This window comes from Rhodococcus sp. NPDC057529, assembly GCF_042802055.1.
In the GTDB taxonomy this organism is placed as follows: Bacteria; Actinomycetota; Actinomycetes; order Mycobacteriales; family Mycobacteriaceae; genus Rhodococcus_F.
Genome location: NZ_JBHVEY010000006.1, coordinates 230688 through 241963 on the forward strand (window position 1 = coordinate 230688; position 11276 = coordinate 241963).

13 protein-coding genes are annotated in these 11276 nt (G+C 67.8%); 9 read left to right on the forward strand and 4 right to left on the reverse strand.

What is annotated here, in order from left to right; genetic code table 11:
* Window positions 1–5: 5 nt before the first annotated feature.
* The 5 genes from ACFU5V_RS14140 (at window position 6) to ACFU5V_RS14160 (ending at window position 5041) form a co-directional block, all read left to right on the forward strand.
* Window positions 6–767, forward strand: coding sequence for a MerR family transcriptional regulator (locus ACFU5V_RS14140; protein WP_378432425.1), 762 nt, complete (start codon window positions 6–8; stop codon window positions 765–767).
* Window positions 768–783: 16 nt separating this feature from the next.
* The gene (locus ACFU5V_RS14145) at window positions 784–1173 is read left to right on the forward strand and encodes a DUF5313 family protein (protein ID WP_192581843.1); all 390 of its coding nucleotides are present in this window, start codon (window positions 784–786) and stop codon (window positions 1171–1173) included.
* Window positions 1174–1341: 168 nt separating this feature from the next.
* Window positions 1342–2964: an acyl-CoA carboxylase subunit beta gene (locus ACFU5V_RS14150; protein ID WP_095865491.1), complete on the forward strand. Its 1623-nt coding sequence runs from the start codon at window positions 1342–1344 to the stop codon at window positions 2962–2964.
* Window positions 2961–3233: an acyl-CoA carboxylase subunit epsilon gene (locus ACFU5V_RS14155; protein ID WP_378699982.1), complete on the forward strand. Its 273-nt coding sequence runs from the start codon at window positions 2961–2963 to the stop codon at window positions 3231–3233. The genes ACFU5V_RS14150 and ACFU5V_RS14155 overlap by 4 nt, the downstream gene beginning before the upstream one ends.
* 26 nt (window positions 3234–3259) lie before the next feature.
* Window positions 3260–5041: an acetyl/propionyl/methylcrotonyl-CoA carboxylase subunit alpha gene (locus tag ACFU5V_RS14160; protein ID WP_378699984.1), complete on the forward strand. Its 1782-nt coding sequence runs from the start codon at window positions 3260–3262 to the stop codon at window positions 5039–5041.
* 39 nt (window positions 5042–5080) lie between these two features.
* Here the strand turns inward: ACFU5V_RS14160 and ACFU5V_RS14165 are convergent, their stop codons facing one another.
* On the reverse strand, window positions 5081–5986 hold the full coding sequence (locus tag ACFU5V_RS14165) for an IclR family transcriptional regulator (RefSeq protein WP_378699986.1): 906 nt from the start codon (window positions 5984–5986) through the stop codon (window positions 5081–5083).
* A gap of 115 nt (window positions 5987–6101) precedes the next feature.
* Here ACFU5V_RS14165 and ACFU5V_RS14170 point away from each other — a divergent pair, with 115 nt between their 5' ends.
* Both ACFU5V_RS14170 and ACFU5V_RS14175 read left to right on the forward strand, forming a co-directional pair.
* Window positions 6102–7025: an oxygenase MpaB family protein gene (locus tag ACFU5V_RS14170; RefSeq protein ID WP_378699988.1), complete on the forward strand. Its 924-nt coding sequence runs from the start codon at window positions 6102–6104 to the stop codon at window positions 7023–7025.
* A gap of 116 nt (window positions 7026–7141) precedes the next feature.
* Window positions 7142–7540: a hypothetical protein gene (locus ACFU5V_RS14175; protein WP_378699990.1), complete on the forward strand. Its 399-nt coding sequence runs from the start codon at window positions 7142–7144 to the stop codon at window positions 7538–7540.
* Window positions 7541–7570: 30 nt separating this feature from the next.
* Here ACFU5V_RS14175 and ACFU5V_RS14180 read toward each other — a convergent pair whose 3' ends face one another.
* Window positions 7571–8251 (reverse strand): TetR/AcrR family transcriptional regulator, encoded by a 681-nt coding sequence (locus ACFU5V_RS14180; RefSeq protein WP_072942833.1) that lies wholly within the window; start codon window positions 8249–8251, stop codon window positions 7571–7573.
* 37 nt (window positions 8252–8288) lie between these two features.
* On the reverse strand, window positions 8289–9134 hold the full coding sequence (locus tag ACFU5V_RS14185; RefSeq protein WP_378699992.1) for an SDR family oxidoreductase: 846 nt from the start codon (window positions 9132–9134) through the stop codon (window positions 8289–8291).
* Between the two features lie 41 nt (window positions 9135–9175).
* On the opposite strand from ACFU5V_RS14185, the gene rraA reads away from it, so the two are divergent.
* Both rraA and ACFU5V_RS14195 read left to right on the forward strand, forming a co-directional pair.
* On the forward strand, window positions 9176–9646 hold the full coding sequence (gene rraA, locus ACFU5V_RS14190) for a ribonuclease E activity regulator RraA (protein WP_005563989.1): 471 nt from the start codon (window positions 9176–9178) through the stop codon (window positions 9644–9646).
* Between the two features lie 37 nt (window positions 9647–9683).
* Window positions 9684–11039: a dipeptidase gene (locus ACFU5V_RS14195; RefSeq protein ID WP_378699994.1), complete on the forward strand. Its 1356-nt coding sequence runs from the start codon at window positions 9684–9686 to the stop codon at window positions 11037–11039.
* On the opposite strand, the gene ACFU5V_RS14200 is transcribed toward ACFU5V_RS14195, so the two are convergent.
* Window positions 11030–11257, reverse strand: a complete 228-nt coding sequence (locus ACFU5V_RS14200) for an RNA-binding S4 domain-containing protein (RefSeq protein WP_378432553.1) — start codon at window positions 11255–11257, stop codon at window positions 11030–11032. The two genes, ACFU5V_RS14195 and ACFU5V_RS14200, sit on opposite strands and share 10 nt — an antisense overlap.
* Window positions 11258–11276: the final 19 nt, after the last annotated feature.

The following is an 11276-nucleotide window of genomic DNA, read 5'->3' on the forward strand; positions in this document are numbered from 1 at the left end:
GAGTCGTGAGCGAGAAACACACGGTCGGCGTGGTCGCCGGACTGGTCGGAGTGAGCGTGCGCACCCTGCACCACTACGACGAGATCGGTCTGGTGACCCCGTCCGACCGCACCCCCGGTGGCTACCGCAGCTATTCGGACGCCGACGTGGAACGTCTGCACCGCGTACTGACATACCGCGAACTGGGATTCCCCCTCGAGGAGATCGCAGCCCTCCTCGACGACCCGGACGTCGATGCACTCGCGCATCTACGGCGACAGCACGCGTTGCTGAGCGAACGGATCGATCGCTTGCACGAGATGGCTGCAGCCGTGGAGAAGATGATGGAGGCGAAAAGCATGGGCATTCAACTCACCCCCGAAGAGCAGAACGACATCTTCGGCGACAACTGGCCGGGCGAGGAGTACGCGGCCGAGGCCGAGGAGCGGTGGGGCGGCACCGATGCGTGGAAGCAGTCCCAGCAACGCGCCGCGAAGATGAGCAAGGACGACTGGAAACGCATCAAGGCCGAGGGCGACGCGGTCGAAGCCGCACTCGCACAGGCGATGACCGACGGCGTCGAACCCGGATCCGACCGGGCCAACGCGCTCGCCGAGCAGCACCGCGCCGGCATCGAACGGTTCTACGACTGCGATCACGCGATGCAGGTGAACCTCGCCGAGATGTACCTCGCCGACGACCGCTTCCGCAGGCACTACGACGACGTCGCCCCCGGCCTGGCGCAGTACGTGCGGGACGTCATCGTCGCGAATGCGGAGAAGCAGTAGCACTATCCTGAAACGCATGTCCGATCCGCAGCGTCCCAGCCCCAGTCAGTACGTCGGGTATCTGTTCGGTCGGACGCTGCCGGATTCGATGCAGGACTGGGTCCGCAACGACCTCGTCGGGCCGGGCGCGTCGGTGCGGTACGTGCTCCGGTTCATGCTTCCCGTCGCCGCGGTGCTGGCGCTGTTCCTCCTCATCCCCGGTCCGATCTGGATTCCGCTGGCGATGATGGCCCTGCTGCTGCTCCCGCTGCTCTACTTTGCGGTCGCGCTGATGAACATCTACCGTCGCCACCGTCTGCTCAGCCACGGCCTCGATCCGGACCTCGTCGGCGAGAAGGCGCAGCGCCGCGCCGACCGCACTCGCGAGGACTACGAACGCCGCCACGGCCGCACCGAGGACCGCTAGCAGCAGCGTGACGCATCACTCCCCCTCACCGGGAGTGATGCAGCGCACGTGAACGATCGATAAGTAATGCGTTAAAGTGGCGGCGTCCGAGTGGGTACTCCCACGAACCGCGTACCCCACAGGGTGCAGCGCAGGTTCCGACAGCCTCGACGGGAAGAGCAGTCATAGATGACAGTCACAGATTCGGCGGTCACGCCCGATATTCACACGACGGCGGGAAAGCTCGCCGACCTGCGTAATCGTCAGGCCGAGGCGCAGCACCCGAGCGGTGAAGCCGCGGTCGACAAGGTCCACGCCAAGGGCAAGCTCACCGCCCGCGAACGCATCACCGCGTTGTTGGACGAGGGCTCCTTCGTCGAACTCGACGCCCTCGCCCGGCACCGCTCGGTGAACTTCGGCCTCGCCGACAACCGCCCCGTCGGCGACGGCGTCGTCACCGGCTACGGCACCGTCGACGGCCGCGACGTCTGCGTGTTCTCGCAGGACGCCACCGTCTTCGGCGGCTCCCTCGGCGAAATCTACGGCGAAAAAATCGTCAAGGTCATGGACCTCGCCCTCAAAACCGGCCGCCCCCTGATCGGCATCAACGAAGGCGCCGGCGCCCGCATCCAGGAAGGCGTCGTCTCCCTCGGCCTCTACGGCGAAATCTTCCACCGCAACGTCCAGGCGTCGGGCGTCATCCCCCAGATCTCCCTGATCATGGGCCCCGCCGCCGGCGGCCACGTCTACTCCCCCGCCCTCACCGACTTCGTCGTCATGGTCGACCAGACCTCCCAGATGTTCGTCACCGGCCCCGACGTCATCAAGACCGTCACCGGCGAAGACGTCACCATGGAAGACCTCGGTGGCGCGCACACCCACATGGTCAAGTCCGGCGTCGCCCACTACGTCGCCTCCGGCGAACAGGACGCCCTCGACTACGTCAAGGACCTGCTCTCCTACCTGCCGTCGAACAATCAGGCCGCCGCCCCCCGGATGCTGCCCACCGACCCGATCACCGGCGCCATCGAGGACTCCCTCACCGCCGAGGACCTCGAACTCGACACCCTGATCCCGGACTCGGCGAACCAGCCCTACGACATGCACGAGGTCATCCGCCGCATCCTCGACGACGACGAATTCCTCGAGGTCCAGGCCGAACGCGCCGGCAACATCGTCGTCGGCTTCGGCCGCGTCGACGGCCGCTCCGTCGGCATCGTCGCCAACCAGCCCACCGTCTTCGCCGGCTGCCTCGACATCGACGCCTCCGAAAAAGCCGCCCGGTTCGTGCGCACCTGCGACGCGTTCAACGTCCCCATCATCACCCTCGTCGACGTCCCAGGCTTCCTGCCCGGCACCGACCAGGAATACAACGGCATCATCCGCCGCGGCGCGAAACTGCTCTACGCCTACGGCGAGGCCACCGTCGGCAAGATCACCGTCATCACCCGCAAGGCCTACGGCGGCGCCTACGACGTGATGGGCTCCAAGCACATGGGCGCCGACGTCAACCTGGCCTGGCCCACCGCCCAGATCGCCGTCATGGGCGCCTCCGGCGCCGTCGGGTTCGTCTACCGCAAACGCCTGCTCGAGGCCGCCAAAAACGGGGACGACGTCGACGCCCTGCGTTTGCAACTGCAGCAGGAATACGAGGACACCCTCGTCAACCCGTACGTCGCCGCCGAACGCGGCTACGTCGACGCCGTCATCCCCCCGTCCCACACCCGCGGACAGATCGTGGCCGCCCTGCGCCTACTCGAACGCAAAATGGTCACCCTCCCGCCCAAGAAGCACGGGAACATCCCGCTGTGACCGCCGAGTTGGTTGTCGAGGATGTGCTCGACGAGATCGCGCTGGGCTCCGGCATCGCCGAAGAGCCGCCGGCGGCGCCGGCCGTGACGTTCTCGGGCAACCCGAGCGACACGGACATCGCCGCGGTGCTCGCAGTGTTCGCTGCGATCGCCTCGTCCGGTTCCGCGGCGGAAACGCCCGCATCCGATGACGATTCGTGGGGCACCCCCGCCCTCATTCTGCGCCGGCAAGTAGCCGCCGCTGCCGTCCTGGTCAACGCAGGCTACTGAAACTGTAGAAAAGGGAAGACATTTCGATGAGTAGTGCACGTATTTCCAAGGTGCTCGTCGCGAACCGCGGTGAGATCGCAGTGCGGGTGATCCGGGCCGCCGCCGACGCCGGCCTGGCCAGCGTCGCCGTCTACGCCGAACCCGACGCCGACGCCCCGTTCGTGCGCCTGGCCGACGAAGCCTTCGCCCTCGGCGGACAGACCTCCGCCGAGTCCTACCTGGTGTTCGACAAAATCCTCGACGCCGCCACCAAATCCGGCGCCGACGCCATCCACCCCGGCTACGGCTTCCTCTCCGAAAACGCCGACTTCGCCCAGGCCGTGCTCGACGCCGGCCTGATCTGGATCGGCCCCTCCCCGCAATCGATCCGCGACCTCGGCGACAAGGTCACCGCCCGCCACATCGCCGAAAAAGCCAACGCCCCGATGGCCGCCGGCACCAAGGACCCCGTCAAGAACGCCGACGAGGTCGTCGCCTTCGCCAAGGAATACGGTGTCCCCGTCGCCATCAAGGCCGCCTTCGGCGGCGGCGGCCGCGGCATGAAGGTCGCCCACACCATCGAGGAAATCCCCGAACTGTTCGACTCCGCCACCCGCGAGGCCGTCGCCGCGTTCGGCCGCGGCGAATGCTTCGTCGAACAATATCTGGACAAGGCCCGGCACGTCGAAGCGCAGGTCATCGCCGACCAGCACGGCAACGTCATCGTCGCCGGCACCCGCGACTGCTCCCTGCAACGCCGCTTCCAGAAACTCGTCGAGGAAGCCCCCGCCCCGTTCCTCACCGACGACCAACGCAACCGCATCCACTCCTCCGCCAAGGCCATCTGCAAGGAGGCCGGCTACTACGGCGCCGGCACCGTCGAATACCTCGTCCAGGGCGACACCGTCTCCTTCCTCGAGGTCAACACCCGCCTGCAGGTCGAACACCCCGTCACCGAGGAAACCGCCGGCATCGACCTGGTGCTGCAACAGTTCAAGATCGCCAACGGCGAGGCACTCGACATCCTCGAGGACCCCACCCCCCGCGGCCACGCCTTCGAATTCCGCATCAACGGCGAGGACGCCGGCCGCGGCTTCCTGCCCGCCCCCGGCCCGGTCACCAAGTTCGTGCCCCCCACCGGCCCCGGCGTCCGGATGGACTCCGGCGTCGAAACCGGCTCCGTCATCGGCGGCCAGTTCGACTCCATGCTCGCCAAGCTCATCGTCACCGGCGCCACCCGCGACGAAGCCCTCGCCCGGGCCCGCCGCGCCCTCGCCGAATTCCAGGTCGAAGGCCTGGCCACCGTCATCCCGTTCCACCGGGCCATCGTCTCCGACCCCGCCTTCATCGGCGACGGCACCTCATTCGACGTCTACACCAAGTGGATCGAAACCGAATGGGACAACCAGATCGAACCCTTCACCGGCGCAGCCCCCCTCGACGACGAAGAGAATCTGCCCCGGCAGAACGTCGTCGTCGAGGTCGGCGGCCGCCGCGTCGAGGTGTCGCTGCCCGGCCAGTTCACCCTCGGCACCGGCAACGGTGCCCCGGCCGGGGCGGTCCGGAAGAAGCCCAAGGCCCGCACCCGCGGCGGCGCCCACGGCGGCGCCGCCTCCGGTGACGCCGTCACCGCCCCCATGCAGGGCACCGTCGTCAAGGTCGCCGTCGAAGAAGGACAACAAGTCGCCGAGGGCGACCTCATCGCCGTCCTCGAGGCCATGAAGATGGAAAACCCCGTCAACGCCCACAAGGCCGGCACCGTCACCGGCCTCGCCGTCGAACCCGGCTCCGCCATCACCCAGGGCACCGTCCTCGCCGAGCTCAAGTAGCTCGTGAGTACTTGTTAACCGCCCGCGGTTAACAAGTACTCACGGGTGGCGGCCGTGCATGGCGGTCGTCACCCGGGCCGCGGCGTCGCGGACCAATTCACCGATTTCCGCCGTGCGCACCCCCGACATCGGCCGGGACGCATCGGCGACGCACAGCACGACAGCCGGTTCACCGTCGCGGTCGAACGCCGCCGCGTTGATCGACAGCGGCTGGTACCTGCCCTCCGGGTCGATGTCACCGACCACCGCATCCGCCGACAGCAGTTTGCGCGCCTCCCGCAGCGCGACGGTCGAGCGGTGCCCACCCACTCCGCGACCGCGGAGTTCCGACACTGTATCTGCCAGCGAATGCTGTTGCTGCTGCATGCATTCCATCGCGTATCCGCGCTCCCGGACGAGCGCGAGAGCCGGCTCGTACGTCGCGCGCAGCACGTCCACGTCGACACCGAGGCTCTGCCCGCCGAGGGCGTACCACTCGTCGCGCTGCTCCTGCGGATACCAGGCCGCGATTCCCGAACCGATGGGCGGCACGAGCAGCACCTTGTCGCCGAGGCGCAACCCGAGGGTCCCCCGGCGCCCGCCGACCGGTTGCACCACCTCCGCCACCACCACGTCGCTTCCCGATTGCACGAACGCGATGGACGCCATGTCGGACGCGTCGGCCAGTTCGTGCATCACCGACCGCGCGAGGTCGACGACGTCCGTCGCCGTCTCCGCGGCCCGCCCGACCGGGATCAGCGCGGGACCGAGACGGTAGGTCTTGCGGGTGGGGTGCCGGATGAGCCAGCCGGCTTCGGTCAGTGCGACGACCATCGGGTAGCAGGTGGCCTTCGCGACGCCGAGGTGCCGGGCGATGTCGGCGAGGCTCCGGGGCGTCTCCGGCTCGTCGGCGAGGAGTTCCGTCAACATCACGATGCGGTCGGTCTGCGGGGAATTTCGTGCCATGTGTTTGCATAATGCCACTCTGGCATCGCACTGTGACAAGGGATACAGTCGAGCCATCTGAACGATCGCTAAATTGCCTGGCCATCTGTCACAGCCGCTGCAGGAAGTGAAACTCATGAAACGCTTCGACCTACGTCGCCGGACCGACCGCCTCGACCCCGAGACGCAGTACGAAGAGATCGCCCGGATTCTCGCCACGCAGGAGTTTCCCTGGGACATCAACCAAGCCCTCAGCTTCGCGCTGTTCCGGACGTACGCGGTGCCCACCATCGGCAGGCTGCTGTTCGAGACCGGCGAATTCACCGAACGCGTGCAGAAACGCTACGACGACACCGGCCTCATCCTCGACGCGGTCCTCGAAAACGGCCTCACCAGCGACCCGGGCCGCGCCGGCATCCGCCGGATGAACCAGATGCACGGCTCCTACGACATCTCCAACGACGACATGCGGTACGTGCTGTCGACGTTCGTGGTGATCCCGGCGCGCTGGATCGAAGACTTCGGCTGGCGGAAACTCACCCGCAACGAGATCGTCGGTACCACCAACTACTACCGTGCGCTCGGCAGGTACATGGGGATCAAGGAGATTCCCGAGACCTTCGAGGCGTTCGAGAAGTTCCTGGACGACTACGAGCGGGAACACTTCCTCTTCGACTCGGGCGGCCGCGCCGTCGCCGACTCCACGCTCGACCTCCTCTGCACGTTCCCGCCGAACAATCTCGCACCCGCCGCCCTGATCAAACGGTTCTCCTGGGCGCTGATGGACGATCCGCTTCTCGACGCGTTCGCGTACCGTCGGCCGTCCCGCCTCGCGCGGACGCTGTCCCGGGGCGCACTGAAGGCCCGCGCCCGGCTGGTCCGGTTCTATCCCGTGCGCACGGTGCCCAAGTTCGCCCGCGACCTGCCCAACATTCGCAGCTACCCGAACGGGTACGACGTGGAGAAACTGGGCACCTTCCCCCGAACCTGCCCCGTGCAGCACACCAACGGTACGGTCGCGCCGGAAAACACCTCATCCCGAACCGCTTTGGACGCCTGATCGACGTAATGCCGTGTGTTCGAACTATTCTCGGACACACGGCGAATGAGGGTGGGCAACTCCCGGTTCTGCCGTAACGTGGCCGCGCATAGAGACCGTCGACAGGAAGGGATTTTGTGCACTTCTCGCGAGGGACCCTGACCATTGCCGCACTGGCCGGAGCGGCCACACTCGCTCTGGCGCCCACGGCAACCGCCGCCACCACCTACCAGATCACCGTCATTCCGCCGATCGGCACCGTCCGCGCCAACAATCTGGTGACGCTCGGCGCGCTGGTCACTCCCACTCCGGCCGGCACGGACGGATCCACCCCGGTCGAACTCGAGATCACCGAACCCGACGGCGATGTGAACACCCGCAGCATCCCGCTCACCCTCGGTGCCGGGACGGCGGCGATCCGGACCCACGAGGCCGGCCGCTACACCGCTGTCTTCACGTTCGCCCCGCCGAACGGCACTCCCGCCGAGGCGACGGCACAGTTCGACGTCGTCGCGTCGTCGGGTCTGGGGAGCTGACGACCGCACCCTGCCGGGGCGCATCGCCGGTCAGACGTCGGCGGTGCGCCTCTTCTTCGGCTTGACGGGAAGCTCGGTGGAGCCGACCGTCTTCATGGCGATCTCGACGTACTTGCGGGCCACCGCGTCCGGGGTCAGCTTGCCTTCGGCGTGGTACCAGCGTGGAATCGACTGGCACATGCCGAGAAGCGCCCGCGTGGTCTCCGCGGCATCCGCCACGTCGAACAGCTCCCGCTTCTTGCCTTCCTTGACGATCTCGAGCACCAGTTCCTCCACGCCCTTGCGGACGGTGCGGTACCGCTGCCGGTTCTCCGGGCTCAGGTACCGCACCTCGCTCTCGAGCGCCGCCAGGCGGGACCGCATGGTCATCCGCAGCACGATCGCCTCGATCACGTTGGCGAGCCGTTGCACCGGATCGTCACCGCCGTCGGCGCTCGCGGCGTGGGCCCGCTCGAGGACGTCGCTGGTGGAGAGTTCGAGAAGCGCGAGGAGAACGGCCTCCTTGTTCTCGTGGTGGTAGTAGAGAGCGGGTACCGTGACACCGACACGGCGGGCGATGTCACGCACCGAGGTGCCGTGGAAGCCGTGTTCGTAGAACGCGTCGAGGGAGGCGCTGAGGATCGGCGTCAACTTCGTGGGTTCGAGGCGGCGCCAGTCTGCCGCGTTGCCGACCTCGATGGGCGGCGTCGCACCCTTGGATGAGCTGACCATCAAAGACCTATCTACCGCTCGCTATGCCAGGACTTGGTCAAGTGTAGCTGGAAAGGTAGTCGGCGAACGTCTGCGGCGGACGCCCGGTGAGCGTCTCGACGTCGCCCGTCACCACCGCCAACTCGCCGGCCGCGATCGCCGCGTACGAGGTCACCCACCCTGCGACCTCGAATTCCGGCGCCCCGTAGTGGGCCCGCGACGCGTACGCCTCGGCCAGGGTCTCGTTCTCGAAACGCACCGAACGTCCGGTCACCCTCGTGATCGTCTCGGCCGCCTCGGTAAGAGTGAACGCGTCCGGTCCCGTCAGCCGGTAGGTGACGCCGTCGTGGTCGCCGTTACCGGTGGTGAGGACGGCCGTCACCGCATCGGCGACGTCGTCGGGTGCCACCGCGCTCACCCGGCCGTCGCCGGCGGGCCCCCGGATGACGCCCTGATCGTCGGCCATCAGCGGAATCATCGACTGATACCAGCCGTCCTGCAGGAACGTGAACTTCAGGCCACTCTCCCGGATGTGCTGCTCCGTGAAGTAGTGGTCGCGGCCGAACGTGAACGTGCACTCGGACGCCGCGCCCAGAAACGACAGGTAGACGATCCGCTCCACCCCGGCGGCACGGGCCGCGTCCACGGCGGTGCGGTGCTCCTCGCGCCGGGTCGCGCTCTCGTGACCCGAGACGAGAAACAGCAACCGGACACCGTCCAGCGCGGCCGTCATCGCCGGACCGTCAGCGTACGTGGCCACGGCGAACGCGGAGTCGAAATGCTCGGCCAGCGGCCCGAGCCGCTGCGCGTTCCGCCCGATCAGCCGCACACCCGCGCCGCCGCCGAGCCGCTCGAGCACCTTGCCGCCGACGGACCCGGTGGCTCCAGTCACTGCAATGGTCATGGCTCGCATTCTCCCAGCGCCGGACCTCTATCCTGGCGCGTATGACTGAACCCGTGGCAACCGCTGACCTGGCAGACGAGATCGGACCCGACATCCGGAGCTGCGACACGCAGTTCATCCAGTTCGGCGGCCGTGAAGTGTTCTCCGGCCCCATCACCACCATCAAGTGCTTCCAGGACAACCTGCTGGTCAAGCAGACCCTCGGCGAGCCCGGCAACGGCGGCGTCCTCGTGGTCGACGGCGACGCCAGCATCCACACCGCCCTGGTCGGCGACATCATCGCCGGCCGCGGCGTCGACAACGGCTGGGCAGGCGTGATCGTCAACGGCGCGGTCCGCGACTCGGCGATCCTGAAGACCCTGGACATCGGCGTCAAGGCACTCGGCACCAACCCCCGCAAGAGCACCCAGACCGGCTCCGGTGAGAAGAACGTCCCGATCGAGATCGGCGGCGTGACGTTCAACCCCGGCGAGACCGTCTACAGCGATCAGGACGGCGTCGTCGTCCGCTGAGTACGCCGGGACCGACCTGACACTCGAGGAGGCGTTGATGTCCGACGAAATCCGTTCCAGGGTGGCCGCGCTGATGCCCACGGCGCGTGACGAACTCGCCGAGCTGGTGGCCATGCGGTCGGTGGCCGATCCGCGGCAGTTCCCGCCGGAGGAATGCCTTCGCGCCGCCCACTGGGTCGAGGACGCGTTCGCCGGGGCCGGAATCGGACAGGTCGAACTGATCGAGACGTCCGACGGTTCACACGCCGTCGTCGGACATCAACCCGCGCCCGACGGCGCCCCGACGGTGCTGCTGTACTGCCACTACGACGTCCAACCGCCCGGCGACGAGAACCTGTGGCACACCGACCCGTTCACCCTCACCGAGCGGGACGGGCGCTGGTACGGGCGGGGCGCGGCCGACTGCAAGGGCAACATCGTGATGCACCTGCTGGCATTGCGCGCACTCGGCACCCCGTTCCCCGTCGGCATCAGAATCGTCGCCGAAGGGTCCGAGGAAATGGGCACCGGTGGCCTCGAGAACCTCGTCGAGGCCAGGCCCGAACTGTTCGACGCCGACATGATCCTCGTCGTCGACACCGGAAACGCCGCCGTCGGCAGACCCACCGTCACCACCACCCTGCGTGGCATCGCGAACGTCGTGGTCCACGTCGAGACCCTGGCCGGGGAGGTGCATTCGGGCATGTACGGCGGACCGGCCCCCGACGCACTCGCCGCGCTCGTCCGGATGCTCGCCACACTGCGTGACGCGGACGGCAACACCGTCGTCGACGGACTCGAATCCGACCAGACGTGGCCGGGCGTCGACTACCCCGAGGCCCAGTTCCGCACGGACGCCGGGGTGCTCGACGGTGTCGGTCTCGCCGGCTCGGCTTCCGTCGCCGACGCCGTGTGGGCCCGGCCCGCCCTGACCATCCTCGGCATCGACTGCCCGCCCGTGGTCGGCTCCGCCGCCGCCATTGCGCCACGCGCCTCGGCCCGCCTCAACCTGCGGGTGCCGCCCGGGATGGACCCGCAGAGGGCGCAGGACGCCCTCGCCGCGCACCTCGAGAACGCCGCACCGTGGAATGCGCGGGTGACGGTGGAACGCGAAGCAGTCGGCTCCCCGTTCCGCGCGACCACGGACGGTCCCGGTTACGCCGCCCTCGGCGCGGCGATGGAGGAGGCATTCGGGACAGACCTCGGAACCGCCGGGCAGGGCGGCTCCATCCCGCTGTGCAACGTCTTCTCCGCCGTGATCCCGACCGCGGAGATCGCCCTGATCGGGGTGGAGGAACCGCGCTGCCTCATCCACGCCCCCAACGAGAGTGTGGATCCCAGCGAAATCGAGAACCTCGCCGTCGCCGAGGCACTGTTCCTGCAGCGGTTCGCGACCGCCGCCCGTCAGGACTGAGAACTCACCCGGGCCGTCATCCCACCGATCTCCACGACGTCCCCGTCCCGCAACTGCCGACCCCGCCGCACCTCGATCTCACCGTTCACCGACACGAGTCCGTCGGCGATCACTTCCTTCGCCTCGGCCCCCGACTCGATGAGGTTGGCGAGCTTCAGGAATTGGCCGAGACGGATGGATTCGTCGCGGATCGGCACGGCGTCGTGAATGTCGGACATGCCTCTATCTTCCCTCTTC

Excerpts from the sequence above, each read along its gene's own strand:
- rraA (WP_005563989.1), top strand. The coding sequence starts at position 9,176 with ATGACTGAACCCGTGGCAACCGCTGACCTGGCAGACGAGATCGGACCC.
- ACFU5V_RS14200 (WP_378432553.1), bottom strand. The coding sequence starts at position 11,257 with ATGTCCGACATTCACGACGCCGTGCCGATCCGCGACGAATCCATCCGT.
- ACFU5V_RS14180 (WP_072942833.1), bottom strand. The coding sequence starts at position 8,251 with ATGGTCAGCTCATCCAAGGGTGCGACGCCGCCCATCGAGGTCGGCAAC.
- ACFU5V_RS14160 (WP_378699984.1), top strand. The coding sequence starts at position 3,260 with ATGAGTAGTGCACGTATTTCCAAGGTGCTCGTCGCGAACCGCGGTGAG.
- ACFU5V_RS14195 (WP_378699994.1), top strand. The coding sequence starts at position 9,684 with ATGTCCGACGAAATCCGTTCCAGGGTGGCCGCGCTGATGCCCACGGCG.
- ACFU5V_RS14165 (WP_378699986.1), bottom strand. The coding sequence starts at position 5,986 with ATGGCACGAAATTCCCCGCAGACCGACCGCATCGTGATGTTGACGGAA.
- ACFU5V_RS14145 (WP_192581843.1), top strand. The coding sequence starts at position 784 with ATGTCCGATCCGCAGCGTCCCAGCCCCAGTCAGTACGTCGGGTATCTG.
- ACFU5V_RS14185 (WP_378699992.1), bottom strand. The coding sequence starts at position 9,134 with ATGACCATTGCAGTGACTGGAGCCACCGGGTCCGTCGGCGGCAAGGTG.
- ACFU5V_RS14150 (WP_095865491.1), top strand. The coding sequence starts at position 1,342 with ATGACAGTCACAGATTCGGCGGTCACGCCCGATATTCACACGACGGCG.
- ACFU5V_RS14170 (WP_378699988.1), top strand. The coding sequence starts at position 6,102 with ATGAAACGCTTCGACCTACGTCGCCGGACCGACCGCCTCGACCCCGAG.